This window comes from Microvirga massiliensis (assembly GCF_001006805.1).
GTDB classification, from domain to species: domain Bacteria; phylum Pseudomonadota; class Alphaproteobacteria; order Rhizobiales; family Beijerinckiaceae; genus Microvirga; species Microvirga massiliensis.
On the sequence record NZ_LN811357.1, the window covers coordinates 102,856 to 123,445 of the forward strand.

Annotated in this window: 21 protein-coding genes; 9 read left to right on the forward strand and 12 right to left on the reverse strand. The window is 62.1% G+C overall.

Going from position 1 to position 20,590, the window contains the following annotated elements:
- Positions 1-180: 180 nt before the first annotated feature.
- The 3 genes from BN1233_RS22905 to BN1233_RS22915 all read right to left on the reverse strand — a co-directional run bounded on the left by BN1233_RS22905 (position 181) and on the right by BN1233_RS22915 (position 3,666).
- Positions 181-1,260, reverse strand: coding sequence for a TRAP transporter substrate-binding protein (locus BN1233_RS22905; RefSeq protein ID WP_046865954.1), 1,080 nt, complete (start codon positions 1,258-1,260; stop codon positions 181-183).
- Between the two features lie 137 nt (positions 1,261-1,397).
- Positions 1,398-2,477 carry a TRAP transporter substrate-binding protein gene (locus BN1233_RS22910; RefSeq protein WP_046865955.1) on the reverse strand — a complete coding sequence of 360 codons (1,080 nt, stop codon included), beginning with the start codon at positions 2,475-2,477 and terminating at the stop codon, positions 1,398-1,400.
- Between the two features lie 106 nt (positions 2,478-2,583).
- Positions 2,584-3,666, reverse strand: coding sequence for a TRAP transporter substrate-binding protein (locus BN1233_RS22915; RefSeq protein WP_046865956.1), 1,083 nt, complete (start codon positions 3,664-3,666; stop codon positions 2,584-2,586).
- 164 nt (positions 3,667-3,830) lie between these two features.
- Between BN1233_RS22915 and BN1233_RS43225 the strand changes: the two genes are divergently transcribed.
- Genes BN1233_RS43225 through BN1233_RS22930 form a run of 3 tightly spaced genes read left to right on the forward strand, consistent with a single transcriptional unit; the run spans position 3,831 to position 8,358 of the window.
- Positions 3,831-6,839 carry a PAS-domain containing protein gene (locus BN1233_RS43225; RefSeq protein ID WP_052763888.1) on the forward strand — a complete coding sequence of 1,003 codons (3,009 nt, stop codon included), beginning with the start codon at positions 3,831-3,833 and terminating at the stop codon, positions 6,837-6,839.
- Positions 6,839-7,234, forward strand: coding sequence for a response regulator (locus tag BN1233_RS22925; protein WP_046865957.1), 396 nt, complete (start codon positions 6,839-6,841; stop codon positions 7,232-7,234). Before BN1233_RS43225 ends, BN1233_RS22925 begins: the two co-directional genes overlap by 1 nt.
- On the forward strand, positions 7,231-8,358 hold the full coding sequence (locus BN1233_RS22930; protein WP_048708353.1) for an adenylate/guanylate cyclase domain-containing protein: 1,128 nt from the start codon (positions 7,231-7,233) through the stop codon (positions 8,356-8,358). Before BN1233_RS22925 ends, BN1233_RS22930 begins: the two co-directional genes overlap by 4 nt.
- A 214-nt stretch (positions 8,359-8,572) precedes the next feature.
- Here the strand turns inward: BN1233_RS22930 and BN1233_RS22935 are convergent, their stop codons facing one another.
- From BN1233_RS22935 to BN1233_RS22955, 6 genes are all read right to left on the reverse strand, one after another.
- Positions 8,573-8,797: a DUF4242 domain-containing protein gene (locus tag BN1233_RS22935; RefSeq protein ID WP_046865958.1), complete on the reverse strand. Its 225-nt coding sequence runs from the start codon at positions 8,795-8,797 to the stop codon at positions 8,573-8,575.
- 117 nt (positions 8,798-8,914) lie between these two features.
- Positions 8,915-9,670, reverse strand: coding sequence for an adenylate/guanylate cyclase domain-containing protein (locus BN1233_RS22940; RefSeq protein ID WP_046865959.1), 756 nt, complete (start codon positions 9,668-9,670; stop codon positions 8,915-8,917).
- Between the two features lie 195 nt (positions 9,671-9,865).
- The gene (locus tag BN1233_RS22945; protein WP_046865960.1) at positions 9,866-10,633 is read right to left on the reverse strand and encodes a crotonase/enoyl-CoA hydratase family protein; all 768 of its coding nucleotides are present in this window, start codon (positions 10,631-10,633) and stop codon (positions 9,866-9,868) included.
- A 57-nt stretch (positions 10,634-10,690) separates the two neighbouring features.
- Positions 10,691-10,843 carry a BBE domain-containing protein gene (locus BN1233_RS44855; RefSeq protein ID WP_244470757.1) on the reverse strand — a complete coding sequence of 51 codons (153 nt, stop codon included), beginning with the start codon at positions 10,841-10,843 and terminating at the stop codon, positions 10,691-10,693.
- A 277-nt stretch (positions 10,844-11,120) separates the two neighbouring features.
- Positions 11,121-11,414, reverse strand: a complete 294-nt coding sequence (locus tag BN1233_RS22950) for a hypothetical protein (protein WP_046865961.1) — start codon at positions 11,412-11,414, stop codon at positions 11,121-11,123.
- A gap of 457 nt (positions 11,415-11,871) precedes the next feature.
- Positions 11,872-12,126, reverse strand: coding sequence for a hypothetical protein (locus tag BN1233_RS22955; protein ID WP_046865962.1), 255 nt, complete (start codon positions 12,124-12,126; stop codon positions 11,872-11,874).
- 564 nt (positions 12,127-12,690) lie between these two features.
- On the opposite strand from BN1233_RS22955, the gene BN1233_RS22965 reads away from it, so the two are divergent.
- Positions 12,691-12,909, forward strand: a complete 219-nt coding sequence (locus BN1233_RS22965) for a dodecin (RefSeq protein ID WP_082145629.1) — start codon at positions 12,691-12,693, stop codon at positions 12,907-12,909.
- Positions 12,910-12,915: 6 nt separating this feature from the next.
- On the opposite strand, the gene BN1233_RS22970 is transcribed toward BN1233_RS22965, so the two are convergent.
- Complete coding sequence (locus BN1233_RS22970; RefSeq protein WP_046865965.1) at positions 12,916-13,869, reverse strand: LysR family transcriptional regulator; 954 nt, start codon at positions 13,867-13,869, stop codon at positions 12,916-12,918.
- 115 nt (positions 13,870-13,984) lie between these two features.
- On the opposite strand from BN1233_RS22970, the gene BN1233_RS22975 reads away from it, so the two are divergent.
- Both BN1233_RS22975 and BN1233_RS22980 read left to right on the forward strand, forming a co-directional pair.
- The gene (locus BN1233_RS22975; RefSeq protein ID WP_046865966.1) at positions 13,985-14,614 is read left to right on the forward strand and encodes an FMN-dependent NADH-azoreductase; all 630 of its coding nucleotides are present in this window, start codon (positions 13,985-13,987) and stop codon (positions 14,612-14,614) included.
- Between the two features lie 104 nt (positions 14,615-14,718).
- On the forward strand, positions 14,719-15,765 hold the full coding sequence (locus BN1233_RS22980) for an LLM class flavin-dependent oxidoreductase (RefSeq protein ID WP_046865967.1): 1,047 nt from the start codon (positions 14,719-14,721) through the stop codon (positions 15,763-15,765).
- A gap of 25 nt (positions 15,766-15,790) precedes the next feature.
- Here the strand turns inward: BN1233_RS22980 and BN1233_RS22985 are convergent, their stop codons facing one another.
- Together BN1233_RS22985 and BN1233_RS22990 are read right to left on the reverse strand one after the other, a co-directional pair.
- A complete protein-coding gene (locus tag BN1233_RS22985) occupies positions 15,791-16,084 on the reverse strand; it encodes a hypothetical protein (RefSeq protein WP_046865968.1) in 294 nt (97 codons plus the stop codon).
- Positions 16,085-16,495: 411 nt separating this feature from the next.
- On the reverse strand, positions 16,496-17,659 hold the full coding sequence (locus BN1233_RS22990; protein ID WP_052763889.1) for an E22 family MetX-like putative esterase: 1,164 nt from the start codon (positions 17,657-17,659) through the stop codon (positions 16,496-16,498).
- Between the two features lie 848 nt (positions 17,660-18,507).
- Between BN1233_RS22990 and BN1233_RS22995 the strand changes: the two genes are divergently transcribed.
- The 3 genes from BN1233_RS22995 to BN1233_RS23000 all read left to right on the forward strand — a co-directional run bounded on the left by BN1233_RS22995 (position 18,508) and on the right by BN1233_RS23000 (position 20,241).
- A complete protein-coding gene (locus BN1233_RS22995) occupies positions 18,508-18,738 on the forward strand; it encodes a hypothetical protein (RefSeq protein ID WP_046865969.1) in 231 nt (76 codons plus the stop codon).
- Positions 18,739-19,433: 695 nt separating this feature from the next.
- Positions 19,434-19,607, forward strand: coding sequence for a hypothetical protein (locus BN1233_RS47175; protein ID WP_154678286.1), 174 nt, complete (start codon positions 19,434-19,436; stop codon positions 19,605-19,607).
- 295 nt (positions 19,608-19,902) lie between these two features.
- On the forward strand, positions 19,903-20,241 hold the full coding sequence (locus BN1233_RS23000) for a DUF1476 domain-containing protein (RefSeq protein WP_046866153.1): 339 nt from the start codon (positions 19,903-19,905) through the stop codon (positions 20,239-20,241).
- The last annotated feature ends 349 nt before the right edge of the window (positions 20,242-20,590 follow it).

Here is a 20,590-nt window from a genome sequence, read left to right on the forward strand (position 1 = left end):
CAAACAGGGCTGTGCCGACGTCGCTCAATCGAACAATCACGGAAGTTCGCACAAGGTTCAGCCGGGTAGGAGTGCCCGTGCAAACGGGTCGCTCAGGCCGGTGCTGGCAAAACTCGATCGTGCGCCTGACAGGTTTCTGCAACGGAATGCTGTGACTTTCACCTCCGTAACCTGTCTTCGTCAGGCCAGCCTGCGACTGTTGAGGAACGCACGTTCGGCGACATCGCTCCAGTCCATGATCGATGCACGAAACTGCCGATAACTCTCGTAGATTTTCCTGGACAGTTCGTCTCCGGCGCCCGCTTCCGCGATGACATCGTTGCTGGCCTGGAGCGAAGCCCGCAGCACGGATTCGTCGAACGGCAGGATCTTCACGCTGCCTTCGTCCCGGAGCTTGCGCAGCCATAGGGCATTGTTGGCGTTGAACTCAGCCACGGAACGCGCATACTCGCCCGCGGCCACCGACTCGATGAGCTGCCGATCATCGGCACCGAAGCTCTGCCAAACCTGCTCGTTGATGCCCAGTGCTATTCCGGTGCCCGGCTCGTGGAATCCGGGGTAGTAGTAGAAACGGACCACCTTGTGCAGGCCGAGAGCCATGTCCTCCCAGGGGCCGATCCACTCGCTGGCATCGATGGCACCGGATTCGAGCGATGGCACGATCTCGCCGCCGGGAAGATTCACGACGATCGCGCCGAGCCGCCGCAGGACCTCGCCACCGAGCCCAGGCATCCGGTAGCGTATGCCTCTCAAGGCTTCGAGGGAAGTGATCTCCTGGTTGAACCAGCCACCCATCTGGGCGCCGGTATTGCAGCAGAGAAGCGGCCTGACGTTGAAACGTCCGCTGAGTGCGTCCCAGAGTTCCTGGCCGCCGCCATAGTGAACCCACGCGAATAATTCGTCGGCCGTGAAGCCGAAAGGGACAGCCGCAAAGAAACTGAAGGCCGAAGACTTCTTCTCGAAATAGTACTCGGCGGAATGATACATGTCGGCGATGCCGGCCCCCACCGCATCCAGACTCTCGAAGGCACGCACCAGCGTACCCGCGGGGAACACCTCGATCCTGATACGGCCGCCGGACGCGATGCCGATCGCTCGCGCCAGACGAACCGCACTGGCCTGAAGCCCTAGCAGACGTTCGGGCCAGTCCGTCACCATCCTGAGTTCGCGGACTCCCTGCGCAAGCGCAGGAGCAGGGCAATTCAAGGTCGCGATGCTGGCGACCGATCCCGCGCCAGCCAAAACATCTCGCCGCCTCATGACAATCCCCTCCAGTTAGACAGTGGCGTGCCGTCCCCCTTGGTGATACTCAAAGCAGTATGATCGCATTCGATCATGCGACCGGTGGTTCTCTGCAGCGGAGTGCTGCAGGTTTCACCTCCGTCATTTGACTTCGCTCAGGCAAGCCTCCGGCTGTTGAGGAATGCGCGTTCGGCGACGTCGCTCCAGTCCATGATCGAGGTGCGGAATTGCTGGTAGCTCGTAAAAATTTTCCTGGACAGTTCGTCGCCTGCGCCGATCTCGGCCACAACGTCCTGGCTGATCTTGAGAAACGCTCTGAGCACCGAGTCATCAAACTTCAGGATCTTGACGGTGCCTTCGTCCCGAAGCTTGCGCAGCCACAACGTGTTGTTCGTGTTGAACTCCGCCAAGTTGCGTGCGAATTCGCCCGCGGCCGCAATCTCGATGAGCGTCTGATCGCCTGGATCGAAGCTCTCCCAGACGCCCTTGTTGATGCCGAGGGTTTGGCATGTGCCCGGCTCGTGGAACCCCGGGTAGTAGTAGTAGCTGGCACCCTTGTGCAGGCCCATTGCCATGTCGGCCCAGGGGCCAATCCATTCGCTGGCATCGAGGGCACCGGATCTGAGCGATGGCACGATCTCACCGCCCGGCAGAAGCACCACGATGGCGCCCAGGCGCCGGAGCACCTCGGCACCGGGCCCAGGCATCCGGTAGCGCAGCCCTCGGAACCCCTCCGGCGACGTAATCTCGTGGGTGAACCAGCCGCCCATTTGACAACCGGTGCTGCTACACAGGAGAGACTTGATGTTGAATGGACCGCCGAGCGCGTCCCACAACTCTTGACCGCCGCCATAGTGTACCCATGCAAATAGTTCATCCGCCGTGAGGCCAAAAGGCATGGACGCGAAGAAACTGAAGGCCGAAGACTTCTTCTCGAAATAGAACTCGGCGGAATGATACATGTCGGCGATCCCGGAGCTAACCGCATCGAAAGTCTCGAACGGACGCACCAGCGCGCCGGCCGGAAATACCTCAATGTTGATGCGTCCGCCCGAGGCTACGCCGATCGTCCGCGCCAATCGCACGGCGCTGGTATGAAGGCCCGGCAGATCTTCGGGCCAGTCGGTCACCATCTTGAGTTGGCGGATTCCCTGTGCGAGCGCAGGTGTCGGGAAGCTGAAGGACGCCCCGGCGGCGATGGCTCCCGCGCCGGCCAGAAGATTCCGCCGCCTCATGGCCATCCTCCTCTATAGAAAAAGAGTGTCAGATGCTTCAATGTCATTGTCCGACCCGGCCTCGACAACGCTCAGTGACGCACTCCGGAAGGTTTCGTGTCTTGGCTCAAGCGAGTCTACGGCTGTTCAGGAAAGCCCTATCGGCGACCTCGCTCCAATCCATCATTGACGCACGAAATTGCTGGTAGCTCGCATAGACCCGCTTGGAGACATCGTCACCTGCGCCAGCCTCCGCGACGACATCGTTGCTGATACTGAGGAATGCTCTCAGCACCGAGTCATCGAACTTCAGGATCTTGACGGTGCCCTCGTCCCTCAGTTTGCGCAGCCAGAGCGCATTGTTCATGTTGAACTCCGCGAGAGAGGTCACATACTCGGCCGAGGCCGCGGTTTCGATGAGCTGCCGGTCACCCGAGTCCAAGCTCTCCCACACGGCCCTGTTGATGCCGAGGGTCTGGCCGGTACCGGGCTCGTGGAACCCTGGATAGTAGTAGTAGCTCACCGCCTTGTGCAGGCCCATCGCCACGTCGGCCCAAGGGCCGATCCACTCGCTGGCGTCGAGTGCACCGGACTTGAGCGATGGCACGATCTCACTTCCCGGCAGGCTCACCACGATAGCGCCCAACCGGCGCAGCACCTCCCCACCGAGACCGGGCATTCGGTAGCGTAATCCGTTGAACCCATCCGGCGAGGTAATCTCGCTGTTGAACCAGCCACCCATCTGGGTACCGGTACTGGTGCAGAGCAGTGGCTTGATGTTGAATTGCCCGTACAGCTCGTCCCACAACTCCTGGCCGCCGCCATACTGGATCCAAGCGAAGAATTCGTCTGCAGTAAGGCCAAATGGGACTGTATTGCCATAAAAATTGAACGCTTTCGACTTCTTCTCGAAGTAGGCAGCGGATGTATGAAACATCTCGGCCACGCCCGCGCCAACGGCGTCGAAAGTCTCGAAAGGGCGCACCAGCGCACCGGCGGGGAACACCTCTATCTTGATGCGGCCGCCGGACGCGACGGCGATCGCTCGCGCCAGACGAACTGCACTGGTCTGAAGGCCCGGCAGACCTTCGGGCCAGTCGGTCACCATCCTGAATTCGCGGATCCCCTGTGCGATCGCAGGCGTCGGGAAACTCAAGGTCGCGGCGCCGGCGACTGATCCCGCGCCAGCCAGAAGATCCCGCCGCCTCATAGCCACCCTCCTCCGCTCCACGGCTCAAAGGACCCGGAATGCAACCAGGTCGCAATGTAGATTTGTGGCAATCGATCGTGTTGGGGTAGGCCGTCGAAATAACCTACCCGAAATCGCTCCGATATGCGATCTTTTCTTGCAGAATAGACCCGGAAAGCGCGGCCGTGGCAGCATCAGCCGGAACGGCGGACATGCAACAGGCAAAGGCTTGGAATCCCGGAGTGCGTGCGCGGCTGCTGCTCGCGTTTTTCGGGATCAGCGCTTTTGCCGTGCTGGCTGCCGCCGCGGCGATCGTCGCGTTCAGGCAGGTCGGCGATCAGCTCCACATGGTCGACGCACGTGTTCCACCGACCCTGAGCTCGCTCGAGCTGTCGCGCTCCGCCGAGCGCATCATTGCTGCAGCGCCGGCGCTGCTTACCGCCACCGACCGCAAGCGCCGGGACGAGATTACTGCCGAACTCGAGGCGGAGGTCGGGCGCCTAAACGGCAGGCTCCTCGACCTGAAGCGGAATCGAACGGAGGTGCTTCCGCTCCTGAGGATCGAGCCGATCGTATCCTCGCTGACGGACAACCTCGCTGCGCTGGAAGACCTCGTCGCTCGCCGGCTCAACACCAATGACCGCATCAAGACTTTGCGGCGCGGGGTCTTTCAGACGAACGACGACACGCAGCGTCTCCTCGCGCCCTGGCTCATGATCCTGGACAGCCAGATTTCCCGGCTTGTCAATGACGTCAGGGGGGAGGGCCCGGGTGACACTGGGGACCGCGGGGATACACCGCAGCGACTCGCGTCGCTGGTGGAATTGCAGCGGCCGGCTCAGGCAGCCCAGCGACTCGTCTCGACCGCCGTCGACATGCTGGCGGAAGCATCGACGACCGATCAGACCAGACGGCTACCGGTCCTCAACTTCCAGCTCGGTCGAACATTGGGAGACCTCGAGACGACGGCGGCGGGCCTCGATCCCAAGCTGCGACCCCTCTTCCTGGAGCAGGTCGCGAAACTTCGGCAGTTCGTCGAGGGACCGGACGCCATCACCGCGGCGCGCAAGCAGGAGTTGGAGCTTATTGGCGAGGGCGAACGGCGGCTGGCCGAAAACGCCGACCTTTCAGCACAACTCACCAAAGCGGTCGACCAGCTCGCAGGGGCAGCTAAGCAGGATATCGGAAATGCAACGCAAGACGCTTTGTCGGTCCAGCGCCTGAGCACCCAAATCCTCGTCGCGGTCGGAGCGCTGAGCCTTCTGACCTCCATCCTGATCGTCTGGCTCTATGTCGGCCACAACATCGTCCGGCGCCTGCCGACCCTCAGCGATGGAATGCTCGCTATCGCCGGCGGCAAGCTCGACGCCGGCATTGCGACGCAAGGGGCGGACGAGATCGCCGCCATGGGACGCGCGGTCGAGGTCTTCCGGCGGAACGCCATCGAGCTCGAACGCTTGCTCGCGGAACGGAAGGAGGCGGCGGCTCGCCTCGAGCAGGTGGTCGAGGAACGAACCCGCGAAGTCGAACGGCGCGGAGCGGCGCTGCGGGTCACCTTCGACAACATGGGGCACGGGGTGGTGATGTTTGGCCCTGACCGTCGCATGGTGGCCTGGAACCGACGGTTTCAGGAACTGCTGGAGCTACCGAACGATCGCATCGGGTCGGACTGCATCTTCGAGGAATTGATCCGATATCTCGCCGAGCGCGGAGAATTCGGCCCCTGCGACGTGGGCGAGGAGATCGGGAAGCGCCTGACATCCCTCGATCGGCCCTATACCGACGAACGGATCCGTCCCAATGGCACCGTCCTGGAGATCCGCCGCAATCCGGTTCCGAGCGGCGGGTTCGTTTCGATCTATGCGGACGTGACCGAACAGAGAAAAGCGCAGGCCCGCGTCGCGCTCGCCCGGGCGCGCCTGACCGATGCGATCGAAAGCATTTCAGACGGCTTCGCCCTGTGGGACAGCGATGACCGCCTGGCGATCTTCAACAGCCGCTGCCGGACGCTGCTCGATGCAGAGGACTTGTTCGTCGTCGGCACGTCCTTCGAGGACATGATTCGCGCCTTTCAGGCCGGTGGCCGCTATGGTCCCTCCCAAGGCAGTGCTTCCGCATGGATCGCCGAGCGGCTGGCACTGCATCGCAATCCGCCGAGCACCTGCGACCTGCAGCTCGCGAACGGCTGTTGGCTTCGTATCACCGAGTTCCGGACTCGTGAGGGCGGCACCGTCACGATCTGGGCCGACATCACGGCCGCGAAGGAGCGCGAACGGGAGCTGGAGGCTGCCCGCGACAAGGCCGATGCGGCTAGCCGCACGATGGAGGAGGCTTATCGGGAATTGAAGGCAGCCCAGGCCAACCTGGTTCACGCTGAGAAAATGGCCTCCTTGGGCCAACTGACGGCGGGCATCGCACACGAGATCAAGAACCCGCTGAATTTCATCAATAATTTCGCCAACCTCTCCGAGGAGCTGTTGAGGGAGCTGAAGGACGCGCTTACCCCGGCGATGCACGCACTCGCGCCGCAGGACCTCGCAGAAGCCGAGGACGTGATGACGATGCTGACGGGCAACCTGTCGAAGATCGTCGAACACGGGCGACGGGCCGACGGCATCGTGAAGAGCATGCTCCTGCATTCGCGCGGCGGCAGCGGCGAGCGCCAGGTTACGAATCTCAATGCACTCGTCGACGAGGCGCTTAACCTCGCATATCACGGCGCCCGGGCGCAGGATTCAAATTTCAACGTGAAGCTGGAGCGGGATTTCGACCCGGATCTCGGTCCCCTCGAGCTGGTTCCCCAAGACATCACCCGGGTCTTTCTCAACCTGTTCGGGAACGCCTTCTATGCGACGTCCGCGCGCCGGCGGGACGGCGGTGGTGAAGATTACCATCCGATGCTTCGGGTCACGACACGGGACCTCGACAACGGCGTGGAAGTGCGCGTTCGCGACAACGGCGTCGGCATGCCGCCGGAGGTGCGGGCAAAGCTCTTCACGCCGTTCTTCACGACGAAGCCGACCGGCGAAGGCACCGGCCTTGGCCTCTCGATTAGCTACGATATCGTGGTCCAGCAGCAGGGCGGCACGATCGTGGTTGATAGCCGCCCCGGTGAATTCACGGAGTTCGTCATAAGGCTGCCGCGCAGTGCAGCGCGGATCGCCAAGCCGCAGATCGCCATGGGAGCGAGATGATGACGGTGAGCATCCTGGTCGTCGACGACGAGCCGGACGTCGTCGAGCTGTTCCGTCAGCGGTTTCGTCGGGAAGAGCGCGGCGGCGACTATACCCTGCATTTCGCGGAGTCGGGCGGCGACGCGCTGCGTCAGCTCGGCGAAGGGATCCGCCCCGAGCTCATCCTCATCCTCTCCGACATCAACATGCCCGGGATGGACGGTCTCCAACTGTTGCGGGAGATCAGGCGCAGGTGGCCGCATCTTCCGGTGATGATGGTGACCGCCTATGGGGATGACGAACGGAAGCGCCAAGCCGCCGCCGCAGGCGCAGTCGACTTTCTCGCCAAGCCTGTCGATTTCGACTACCTGAAGCAGCGGTTGCGCAGCTTCTCGACATCGCGGCCCCTTGCATGAGCGAATCGACGCATATTCTTGTGGTCGACGACGAGCCGGACGTCGAGGGATTGATCAGCCAGCGCTTCCGTCGCCAGGTCCGCGCCGGCGAGTTCGCGTTCAGCTTTGTGCGCGACGGCGAGCAGGCCCTTCGCGCCCTGCAGAGTGACGCCAGGATTGATCTGATGCTGCTGGACATCAACATGCCGGTGATGGACGGGCTGACCCTGCTCGCCCGCCTGCGCGATGCTCAGGCCGCCGTGCGCGCCATCATCGTGTCCGCCTACGGCGACATGCCGAACATCCGCACGGCCATGAACCGCGGTGCGTTCGACTTCGTCACTAAGCCGATCGACATGGTCGATCTCGAAGTGACGATGCGGAAGGCCCTGGACGAGATCGCCAAGCTGCGCGAGATCGAGCGCCGGCGCGCCGCGGCCGAGCGGGCGAAAAGCAACCTCGCCCGTTACTTCTCGCCCAATCTGGTCGACATTCTCGCGCAGCGCGACGAGCCCTTCGGTCCGGTCCGGCGGCAGAACGTGGCCGTGCTGTTCGCCGACATTGTGGGGTTCACGGCCTTGTCCGAGCAAATGCCGCCGGAGGATGTTGTGACCCTACTCCGGCAGTTCCACGAGCGCATGACGGCGCAGATCTTCGCATATGGCGGTACAGTCGAGAAATATGTCGGTGATGCCATTCTTGCCACTTTCGGGGTGTCGTCTGTGAACGATCACGATGCCGGGCAGGCCTTGGAATGTGCCGATGGGATGCTCGCCGCCCTCGACGACTGGAACCAGGAGCGTATCGCTTCGGGAGAAGCTGCGCTCGGCATGGGCATCGGCGTCAATTACGGACCGGCGGTGATCGGCGACGTCGGCAGCGAGCGCAGCATGTCGTTTACGGTCATTGGCGATACGGTGAACACCGCAAGCCGGCTGCAAGCTCTCACACGAACCTTGGATACGCCCCTGCTGGTCAGCGATTCGATCGTCAAGGCTGCCGGGCGAGATCCCTGTGACCACCTCGTGCGGATCCTCGGCCGACTCAAGGATGGCGGAGAGCAGGCGGTGCGCGGTCGTAACCACTCCGTGCGCGTCTGGTTTGATCCGGCGTGTCGGCTGTTTACGCGAACATCCGGGCTCTGAGTGTGTCAAAGTTGTTGCGCAGCAGTAATTTTTCTCCCTCGAGATCCCTTCCCATTGTCATTACGAGCGAAGCAATCCAGCCCGCGTGTGTAATCCTGGATTGCGTCGCTTCCGGCTTGCAATAACGGCAGTGGACCCGCAATTTCGTCCTGCCGTTGTGAGGGACAGAAACGAGTCTTCCTCACGCAAACATAGCGGGGCCGAACTCCTCGACCTAGGTGATCACGTCGGCCGGAATTCCGGCACGTTCCGCCGCGCGGCGGATGTCCTTGGCGCTCGAAGCCTCATAGAGGCAGTAGGTCTTCCTCTTGTCGGCGCTGAGAAAGGAGAAGATCCACTTCACGCCTTCTTCATCATTGATGCGATTGACGTGATCGTTTCCCTCCTTCGTGATCTCGAGCTTTTCCGTGAAATTTCTTTCAATAATGAAACGTGGCATCGCCTTTCACCTCCTGAACATCTCTGCGCGCGGTCCAAAACACCAATCTTCATGACTCAATGGACGGTTCCTTGAATTTTCTGCTTGAGGGCGGTCATGCCGATCGACATCGCGGCTTCAAGCGATTGTTCCAGCAGGCGATCGACGCGCTCCCTGTCGCGCCGGTGGCCCGGTTGTGCTTTCCTGCTGCAGGCGCGCCGCGAGATTGGGCGTATGGCCGACCACCGCTAACAACTCGCGTCCGCTCGCACCAATGAGATCGCCGTCCGCCATGAGTTCCGTCGCGATGCCGACGCGCGCCTCGAGCTCAGTAACGTCAGGCTGCATGATGGAACGGACCGCATTCAGAGCCTCCAAGCCCGTCCGTATGACCCGCTCCGCCTGATCCTCGAACGCAGTCGGCCATCCGAAATTAGCCAGAACATCATTGCCGAGATACTGAGCGACGTGACCGGAATAGCAAGTGATGCTTCCGGCCACGACATCCTGGTATTGACCCAGGACAACCCGTGCCTCTTCGGGATCGAGCTTTTCGATGATGCGGGTCGAGCCAACGAGATAGCAAAACATGATCGTCAGATAGCGATGCTCCGCCTCAGTTGCTTCGACGGAAGGAGAAGCCCGCAATGGCACGTGATCTCTTTCCCCCACGCGCCTCGCATCGGCCTTGTTTGCAGCGGCAGCGGATTCGCCCGTGAGGTCCTTGATGGCTGCAAGCATGATCTGGTGATGCCCCAGGGATATGCCGAGTTCACGCAGATCGGCCTCAGTCAGATGCGGTAAGGCGCGGAAATCGACATCGCTCTTCCGGAAGATCTCGGCGTATCGACCAAGGCCCACTTTTTGCAGCCAGCTCTCGATTTGGCCTTCCATCCGAGGACTCTTTGCCGATTCTCCGACTCCGTCGGGCGCCTGATTAAGCACTGTTTCGTCAAGCAGATCCGGGACGCCGAGCCTATGAAACAATAATCAGTATACGACAGAATCCGCCCCGAAAGGAAACCGGTTCGATGCTAAATCGCGAACAGCTTGGCCAGCCACTCCAATTCAAGTTCCGGCGAATTCTGCTCAGATACTTCGGAAATCGCCGCCGCGGCCTGCACCGGAGGCGAAGCGGCTGGCGCCTCTGCGGGCCTCCTCTCGTAGTGGCCTTTCGCCGTCGCGGCCCTCGCGGCTGAGAGCCGTCCCGATGTCCTCGCCCCATTGCGCATGGCAGGAAGCTCGGTCGGCCTGCAGGCAGATTTGCGGGAAGCGCGCCAGATCCGCAGCGAGGCGTTCCGCTTCGGCTCGCGCCTGTCCCACGGGCGTGAGCCGGTTGGCGAGGCCGAACGACAGAGCCTCTTCGGCCGCAACGGGGCGCCCGGTCAGGATCATGTCGAGCGCGTGGCTCTGCCCGATGAGCCGGGGCAGGCGGACCGTGCCGCCATCGATCAGCGGCACGCCCCAGCGCCGGCAGAACACCCCGAACACCGCGCTCGCGGAGGCGACGCGCAGGTCGCACCACAGGGCAAGTTCGAGCCCACCCGCGACGGCATAGCCCTCAACCGCTGCGATCACGGGCTTGCTCAGCATCATACGCGTCGGCCCCATGAGGCCATGACCTTCCGGCTCATACGGCACCTCGCCCCCGGAGAGCGCTTTCAGATCGAATCCGGCGCAGAAGTGGCCGCCCTCCCCCGAGAGAACCGCGACCGCGCTGTCCGCATCGGCGTCGAATGCGGCGAAGACCTCCCTGAGTTGATCGGCTGTCTCTGGATCGACGGCATTCCGCACTTCGGGACGGACGATCACCACCGACGTGATTGGGCCATTCTTCTCGACACGCACTTTCGTCATGCAAACACTCCCCGGCTTGCCCGGGGCCAGAACGTGGAAGATTCGATCCAGACTGATTCAGGCCTCGGCCGGGTTCACTCTAATGCCTCGTCTGCGGATCCGGAGCGGGACGATATGCTGATTCACACGAAACAGATTGCCCGGGTCATTTCTCGCCTTGATGGCGGCGAGGCGCACGCAATTGGCGCCGTAGGTGGCCTGGATCGACACCAGAATGCTCCAGATTGCTCTCACTGGGAAGCGTGTACCGAGAATGTGAACCCGGACGCGAGCCGTAAGTCCCAAGGCCATTGCTGTCCTTGTGCGACAGGTCACCGACAGGCGGGTCGCTGTAGCCTTATCGTTGTATGGTAACTCGGCGCGCTACGGCAGGCCTGATCACCCTCGACCGAGCCTAGAGGCTCCCACGCCGACCAGAGGCCCCGCTCCAAGCGGGGCCTTTCTGATGCAGGGAAGCCCGCCTTATACTAATCCTGCCCGGAGCAGCCTACGAGAGCTTCTCCGGGCGTTCTGGGGTGCTCTGCTCCTTGGCTCGGCTCAGCATCGCCGAGACGGCCTCGACCAGATTTTTAGCAGCATCCAGCGTAAGGACCAGTCGGCTATTGACGACAACGGTCTCCTGAGGCTCCGCGCTGAAGCTCGGTCTCAAATAGCGGCGCACCCCTAGACCCACCACAATGGAGCAACTGCTGACCAAAGCGATATCCACGACTGAGGTGACGAACGTCTCGGGCACGCTGTGCGGATCGGCGATCAACAGCTCACGGGCTTCGGGCGGCATTGCACGTCTCCTGAGCTCTGTTCCTGAAATCGATCGGACGCGACAACTGTATAAGAGAACACTGGATGGGGGCTGTCCGTTCTGTTGGCGGACTTCATTCGGTGAGAGATCGGCGGTCTTGGTGGACCACCCCGAGAGAAAGGGAGCCCAATCGGCGCTCGGTTCCGGGTGGGGCATTCTGTGTCTTGGGATCCGCACCGCTCGTGCCGCAGACTGCTCGCACGGCCCGTCTCTCCGCTCTCTCCCGAGCGCCGCGATTCCGAAAGTGAGAAGATGGGGCGTGGTGCCCCAAGCGTAGATGCGACCGAGAAACTACCGCCACGCTCCATCTACGTGAAGGCGGGAGGGATCACCCTCATGGCGAAGTGGTAAAGGCGGAATGAGGCTCTGGCCGCCCATCACCTCGAGGCTCTCCCGAGCTCTCCCGACTGCGTTAGAGCAGGTGATCACGAGGGCGTCATTCGTCCGCCGTATCTTCCATACTCTGCGGCTGCGCGCTTTCACCTGGATCAGGGTTGCGCGCTTTGATGAACGGGCCGGCCGGGTTGAGAGATACCAGAGACTTGGCTTTCGTACGGAGATCGCGGGAGTGCTTCACGGTTTCCCGCGCAACCTGGAGAAGCTTCGCATCATATGAGGTGCTTTCGAGCAGCTTGTGCGCGTGATCCAGCGTCTTCTCGGCTTGGACGAGCATCTCGTCACGGTCGGCCATCGCGGCGCTCCTTGGCCATGCAGGCGGGAGCACACCGGTCTCTCAGCCATCAGCGCCTACGGGTTCGGACCTGCCAGTGATGGCAGCATCATGCGTCTCTTCGGAGCAGAAATCGAACCGCAATCCTGGAATAATCCTCGCGCGAGGATGTCCAGAACGAACCTCTGAAGGGTGCGGAACTGTTCCAGAGTCTGCTCGAAGCTCTGACGGAGTTTCTGGCTTCCATCGTATCCTGCCCCAGCCCCGGTCATCCACTCGATAGGAGCGAGCTGCTCGGCGACGCGCTTTTCAGCCGCGGCAATTGGGATTGTCCAAGCTTGTGTTCACGATTCTCCCTACTATTGCAGAGGAAGAGCGCGAGCAGATCAGGAAGTTCATCAAAACCGGATCTTTCAAGCACACCAATGGAGTGCGGCCGCCAATTTTTTCGCCGCGAACACGCTTCCGATTACTGCTCCGCGCAGGCCTCGGACAATGCTACACATTCGGGCATTTTATCGGATGGCACTTCCGCACGCGGAACTATGCTCTAGCTGCACCTGAGGACGCAGCATGGAGGCTCCGATGTCCGATCACGTCTACAAGGTGGTTGAACTCGTCGGCTCGTCGAAGGACAGCATCGAGGATGCGGTCCGGACAGCCATCAAGCGGGCGGACCAGACGTTGAGGAACCTGCGCTGGTTCGAGGTCGTGCAGATGCGGGGCCATGTGGAAAACGGCGAGGTTCGTCACTTCCAGGTCGTGCTCAAGGCGGGCTTCACTCTGGAGGGCGAGCAACCGTGACGCGCATCAGGCCTCGCCGGCCCCCTGCCCGCTCTCCCTGACGCGCCTCGACTTCATCAGGCAGCCGTCCCAATCCGGCTCGCCTTCGAAGCGCTCGACGAGAGCATCGATCAGAACGCGGATCTTGCCGGGCATGTAAGCGCCGGGAGGGCGCACTATGTGCAGACCATGCTCAGGCATCGGGTAGTCGAGCAGCAGCGGTTCGAGGGCACCGCTCTCGACCGCGTCCGAGACCAGGAAGGATGGAGCATCGGCGATTCCAAGGCCAGCAATGGCCCAGCGCAAGATAGCTTCGCCGCTGTCCGACCGGAGACGCCCTTCGGGCCGGATCGAGATCCAGCGCTTGCCGGCTCGAAACTGCCAATCGGGCGCCGCGCGGCCGGTATAGATCAGGCATTCGTGGGCGGCGAGGTCGCTCGGGATTTTCGGACGTCCCTTGAGGGCCAGATAGTCCGGGCTGGCGACGATGACTGAGCGAACCGGGGCGATCCGGCGGGCCACGAGACTCGAATCCTTGAGCGTACCGATGCGGATTGCGGCGTCGAAGCGCTCCCCGATGAGGTCGACGAACCGGTCGCTGTAGGAGACATCCATTTCGAGCTTCGGGTGGTGCACCGCCAGTTCCGCCAGAACGGGCGCGACGTGACGCACCCCGAAGGATAGCGGGACCGACACGCGAAGCCGCCCGACGACGCTTCCTCCCTGCCGGGCAGCGGCCTCGCGGGCCTCTTCGAGTTCCACGAGGATCCGTTCGCTGCGCGCCTTGAATTCCAGCCCGGCCTCCGTCGGGCTGACGCCTCGGGTCGTTCGGCTCAGGAGTCGCGCGCCGAGATCGGCCTCGAGCCGTGCGATCCGTCGGCTGACGATTGATTTCGAAATGCCGAGACGCTTGGCGGCACGGCCGAAGCCGCCGCTTTCCACCACTTCGACGAAGCATCTGAGATCGTCGAGCTCGGCCATGAGGATGTTCCTCCCAGAGCAACAATCTGGTGCGCAATGCGGATATTCTGGTGCGACCGATGAACCACTAACTTCGGGTTACCGCAAGGGCCACAGCTCCCGGAGAATTCCTTTCATGTCGACCGTTCTCGTGCTCAACAGCAGCGCCTCAGGCGATGCGTCCGTGTCCAAGCAACTCGTGCAAGAGGCCGTAAAACGCCTTCGAGCTCAGGATCCATCCATTCGCGTCGTCACGCGCGATCTCGGTGAAAGCCCGATCCCGCATCTCACCCGAGACTCCGCAGCCGCCTTGCGCGGCGCAGAGCCCGTGAACGAATCTCAACGTGCCGCCCTCGCCTTGTCGGACGAGCTCGTCGCGGAACTCAAGGCAGCAGACACGATCGTGATTGGCGCTCCGATGTACAATTTCGGCATCACGTCGACCCTGAAGGCCTGGTTCGACTACGTGCTCCGCGCCCGCATCACGTTCCGCTACACCGAGGCGGGCCCGGAGGGGCTGCTGAAGGGCAGGCGCGCCATCGTGGTGGAAAGCCGGGGCGGTCTCTACAGCGAGGGGCCAGCAAGCGCGATGGACTCGCAGGAGCCGCATCTCAGGACGCTGCTCGGGTTCATGGGCATCACCGACGTGACCTTCGTCAGGGCGGAGAAGCTGGCCTTCGGCCCCGAAATCCGTGAGCAGGCGATCGATGTGGCACGGGCAGAACTCGGGCGCGTGGTCCGGAACGAACTCTCGCGCGCAGCCTGACGGACTACTCGCGACGGTTCATGCGCCCCGGCCCACCTCCAGTGGATGAGCCGGGGCCATTCGCTTTATGGCCTTCCCACATTGGCAGCTCTGAGGCGCCCTCCATGGAACTCGGCATCTACACCTTCGCGGAGGCAACCCCCGATCCTTCCACCGGCCATCTCATCAGCCCGGCGCAGCGGCTGCAGAACCTTCTCGAAGAGATTGAGCTGGCAGATCAGGTCGGGCTCGACGTCTTCGGAGTCGGCGAGCATCATCGCCCGGATTACGTGGTGTCGGCGCCGGCGGTCGTCCTCGCTGCGGCCGCCGCGCGGACGAAGACCATCCGACTGACGAGCGCCGTCACGGTGCTGAGTTCCGACGATCCCGTGCGGGTGTTCCAGAGCTTCGCCACCCTTGATCTCCTGTCGGAGGGACGGGCCGAGATCATGGCTGGACGGGGCTCCTTCATCGAGTCCTTTCCCCTGTTCGGCTATGACCTGGATGATTATGACGCGCTCTTCGCCGAGAAGCTCGACCTGCTCCTGAACCTGCGGGACAGCGAAAGGGTGACTTGGTCCGGCCGGTATCGGGCGCCCCTCGCCGACCAAGGTGCCTATCCCCGGCCCTATCAGGAGCGGCTTCCGATCTGGGTCGCCGTGGGCGGCACCCCACAATCGGTCGTCCGGGCCGGAGCGCTCGGATTGCCGCTTGCGCTGGCCATCATCGGCGGCCAGCCGAAGCGCTTCGCACCGCTCGTATCGCTCTATCGTGAAGCGGCGAGCCGGGCCGGGCAGGATCTGACCAGGCTCAAGGTCGGCATTAACACCCATGCCTACATCGCGGATGATTCTCAGCAGGCGGCGCGCGAGTTCTTCCCGGCCTATGCCCAGGTGATGACGAAGCTCGGTCGCGAACGCGGCTGGCCTCCGACGACGCAGGCCCAATTCGACGCCATGCGTTCACCGCACGGCGCGCTCGCCGTCGGCAGTCCTCAGGAAGTGATCGACAAGATCCTCTTCCAGCACGAGTTGTTCGGCCATGACCGCTACTTGGCTCAGTTCAGCGTAGGAACGATGCCGCACGCCCAGATCATGCGATCGATTGAGCTGATGGGCACCAGGGTCGCTCCCGTCGTCCGCGCGGAGATCGAGCGCCGGACGGCGACGTGACTGGATTTGGCAGACGCAGCAGCGCTCAGCGGGCGGGAATTCGGACCCTTCTGCGCTCCACCACGACAGTCCGCGCCCCCTCACGCCCGGACGCCACGGAACGGACTCGGGCTCCGATCGACGGCGTTCTGGATCTCAGGACGAGCGGCCGGATCTCGTCCTTAGGAAGCCCGATCAGGGAAGCAGCTATCTCGACCTGGCTCTCGACGTCGTCGGCCAGGCCCTGCGCGGCAATGATCGCTTCTTCCACCCCCGGAGGCTCGTGGCGCGTCGTCCTCTGACCGCGAAATCCTGGCTTCTTGTTATTCCTGGCCGGCATTCTCTGTTCTCCTTTAGCCGAACCTAATGTGCCAGACGTCGTTTGTGCACTGCACAACATGCATAACCGGACTACCTCAATTGCAATCTGACCGCTGGGCGGGGACACGAGCGCCCGGCCCTGCCCTTCATCCGGCATTGGTCGGTCGGGCCGCCGAGCCTTCCGCGGGCGCGCCTTGAGGTAGACCGGCCGCCCGTGATGTCCAGGGGGCAAATCACCACTCGCGGTTTCCAGCACCGGCTCACCGGCCGCGATTTCGGCTGTGTGCGACGAGCACCGGGCCGTTAACCTGGATCCGGCACGCCTCGGCAGGGCCGAAACGGATCTGGCCCTTTCCGGGTGGTTCGAACGCAAGGCCCCGCCCGATGCGAGCCGGGCGGGGCCAATTCGAGACTCAAGGGTCCTACGACGTCAATTTGCCAGGAATCGCGCTATCCTGGGCCCGGCCTGGGCGATGTGCAGGACACCGTTCAGGTGTCCGTTCGGGCCGGTGATCTGCACCGTCTCGACCAGCGTACCATTGCTCTTGATCACGGCCGCGGTGCGCTCCACCCAGTCCGGCGGGAAAACCAGGTCCGTCGGTGAATAGATGATGAGCGCCGGTGTCTTGATCTTGGCGGGATCGGCCGCCGCGAGCTGGTTCGCCCGCACGAGATACAGGAAATGGTTCGCATCCGCGCCTGAAGCACGCCCGGCGCCGCTCTGGTCGAGCGCGGTGACGATCTTGAACTGGTTATCCAGGCTTGCACCCGGATCCTGTCCCTCCGCAACCGGTGCCGACCCAAAAGTCTTCTCAGCCCATTCCCAGCCGTTCGCATGCAGGCTGACGACCTTCAGCGCCGCCGCGAGCCCCTGGTTCGGCGATTCCTTGCCGTAATAGTCCCCTCCGTTCCATTTCGGATCGAGACGAATGGGCTGCCCCCAGACATCGAGCCAAGCGACCAACATCGCGTTGCCACCGGCTGCGCCGATCACCGGCACGATCCGTTCGACCATGTCGGGATAGGCGACAGCCCATTCATAGGCCTGCAGGGCTCCCATGGACGCCCCGACCACCGCCTTGAGCTTGCGGATCCCGAGGCTCTCGAGCAGCGCCTTCTGCACATTGATGAAGTCGCGCATGCTCACGACCGGGAATGTCATGCCATAGGGCTTGCCGGTATCGGGATTGATGGAAGCCGGCCCCGTCGTGACGACGTTCGGGGTGTTGGCGTTCAGATTGACCAGCGTGTCGGACGAGATCACGTAGTACTTATTGGTGTCGATGGCCTTGCCCGGCCCAATGATCGAGTCCCAGTAGCCTGGCGCCTTGTCGCCCGGCGCGTATTTGCCGGCTGCATGGCTCGTTCCGGAATAAAAGTGTGTCACCAGGATGACGTTGGACTTGTCAGCACTCGGCTGGCCGTAGGCCTCCCAGCCGACGCGCACGTTCTTGATCGTGGCACCACCTTCGGTCGTATAGCTCGGGAGCTCGAAAACCTTCTTCTCGACAATGAGATCGTTCTGCTGTGCGTGCGCGGGGGCGAGCCACAGCGCTGCCAGCAAGAACAGAAACGCCCTCCTGCAATCCTTCATGTGCATGTCTCCTGGTCACTGGTATCCAGGGTTCACGCCTGAACGACGCGAGCCCTCCGCTATCGAAGCATGCCGCACGCTTTCCGAAAAGTGCCGTCAGGCGGCAGAGCGACCGGCTCCTCACAAGAGGACGCCGAAGAAATGCTGGTCTGGGCAAGGCAGAGCATCGGTATAGCGGGCCGCAGGCGAAGTGCTTCATCTTGAGACGATAGTCTGGTTGCTTCACTTCGTTCGCAATGACGGTGAGGGTGTGAAAGCGCGAGGAGCACTGCCGGAAACGGAATGAACTCCGGATCCACACCCGTCATTGGGAACGAAGTGAAGCAATCTACCCGTCGACGGATGCACTCCTGGATGGCTTCACTCCGACCGCAACGAAGCCGGCAATCACGCGACCAAGACTGCGGAACGCTCAATGCATCCGGACCATGGTTTCGCGGCTTGCACCATCCTGCGCCAGGGCCGCCCTGCCTCTTGCAGGAAGTCGAGAACGAGCCAGGGGCAACGCTCGTTCGAGGCGGCAGTTCGCCCTTGAGAGCATCAGGTTCGGATCATGTGAGCAAGAGCGTGATCGTCGGCCACCACATGGAGAAGGTGGAGGGCTTGGCGGCACCAAGCCCTTCACAAGTCGGGAGGAAACCCCTACGGACCGGCACCGAAACAAACCCCGATGACGAGTTGTTCCGTGCGCGCTCCAGATAAATCTCTGAATAACCTGGGTTAATCGCCATAGCCCGGAGAGAACACCACACTTGACTTCTGCGTGTTCTCGTTGGAATTCTTAGCCCGTGTTATTGTCGCGCTTGTGCTTTTCACCTATGATATAGCTCTTCTGAGGGAGGACGGCCTTGATCCCGGACCCCGCCAGCAATTTCGCCGCGATTGCGTGGGCGCATCTCAAGGCCCTCGAGGATGCAGGTGAGAGTCCCGAGGAAATCGCCAGCGAACTTTCCGCAGTCGCTCGCTCCTACATCATCGATGGTCTCGAGGAAGAAGGCCGAGCGCTTCGCGATCTGGTGCGCGAGTATCTCGTCCAGCAGACCACGCACGATGAGCGCGCTGGTTCGAGCAGCGGCTGAACCTCCGTCTCGGAGAACCGCATCCCCCACGGGGTTCTCCCCTTGACAGCCTGATTGCACAGGCAGAATCTTTCGTGGCTGCCGCTACGGCGGCAGCGCGCTGGGAATGACCCGGATCGGCACAAGCCTGAGGAAGGAGTTTCGCGTGGAACCACCTCCGAACTTCGCCGCGATGATCGCTGCGGCATACAGACGGGCCTCAGCGTAGCGGACTTACGGACGGCCTGCCGGGAGCGGCTTATCGAGCCGCATCAGTGAGGCAAGGCTCTCCGCAGCCCCTCCCGGCATTGCCTTGCGGAGGTTCAGAGGTTCGGGCTCGCAGGGCCGGCGCAATTTTCGGTTTTCGTGCTTCTGAAATTGCTCTCCCGTTGCTTTTCCCACGACTTATCCCGAAGTCCCCGCGACATCGAACACCTCGCAGAAATGGGGGCGATATATGACTCCAGCCGATGAGCCTGTTGCACCGGCAGACGAGGTTCCGGCGTTACAGGAGAAGATTGCACGACATTATACCCACGGCTCGCTCGAGAGCGCGATTCTCGCCGGCCTCAGAGCCATGAGCAGGGATCCTTCCGCGATAACGCCGGAGGATCTCGCCTGAGCCGCGCGGTTCTTCGCACGACGCTACGGGTGCCGTGTCGTCGGGATCGACTTCACACCGGAATTCGTCGACGTCGCAAAGGTGCTGACGCAACATGTCGGGCTTTCGGATCGGGTCGAATTTGGCTCACATTGCCGAGAGCGGCCCGCCGCCGCTCGGCCTCCATATTCTGATGGGACAGGATGCGCCCGTGAAAGTGGCCAACATGCTGGCCGGTCTGGAACATAACGCGATCGCTCCCATCGAGATGATCTGTCGCCGGAATTGATGTTTCGAAGCGGCGCGACTGAAGTATAGCTCCCGTTCGATTGAAGCTGTGCGCGAAGCGAGCCACGTGTACGTATGACTTTGGACGGCTTCACCTGTGGCTCGCTAAGCCGAGTATGGCGTTGTCTCAGGCAGGAGCGAAGAGGCAGAGCTGCCAAGACGACTTGCAGTACCATCGCGATACGCCGTTGAGGTGAGCGTCATGACGAGCGGGCCTTGCCATGGGAAGATCCGCCGCAAGCTGGTATATTATTGACTGGCCATTGTGGTCTCTCGAAATTTTGCAGGAGCACTTCATGACGATGTTCGACGATCGTGAGCGTGCCTTCGAGCAGATGTTCGTTCATAACGAAGAGGCCCGTTTCAGGGCTTTGGCTCGACGAAACAAGATGCTCGGACAGTGGGCTGCCGAGCAGCTAGATCTCAGCGGGGAAAGGACTAGGACGTATATCGACGAAATCAGCCACAGCGTCGTTGCGGCCGTCGTGGACGAGGCGCTTGCCGAGAGGATCCGAGCAGACTTCGAGGCAGCCGGTGTCTCTTGTCCGGAAGACCAGATCCGCGAGAAGATGGCTGAGTTGATGGCGCAAGCGGTCATTCAGGTGCGGACGGACGAGTGGAAGTCCAATCCTTGATCGCAGAAATGTTCGAAGCAACGAATGGAAGTCAGTCCAATACCTGCAGCTTTTGACCTATGACGGACAGGTCATCTACCTCTTTCGATTGATTGCGCCCGGAATGCAAGTTGGCCTCAGATGCTCACGCAGTGAGTAAACGAGCGAGAGTAGCAAACCGGCACGGGTTGTCGTTAAGTCTCATTGGGTCGACAGCTCGGTCGCCCAAGCGATGACGCTCATAAGCTGCGTTCAGACGCTCGTCGTCCCTTGATAAAAGTCAATGCCGCTGCTGCCCGCTGCATGGATTTTGCGGCCACGGGAAGGCTGCACAGGCTCCGAATCAGGATTCCATAGTGATGAGTAAGGG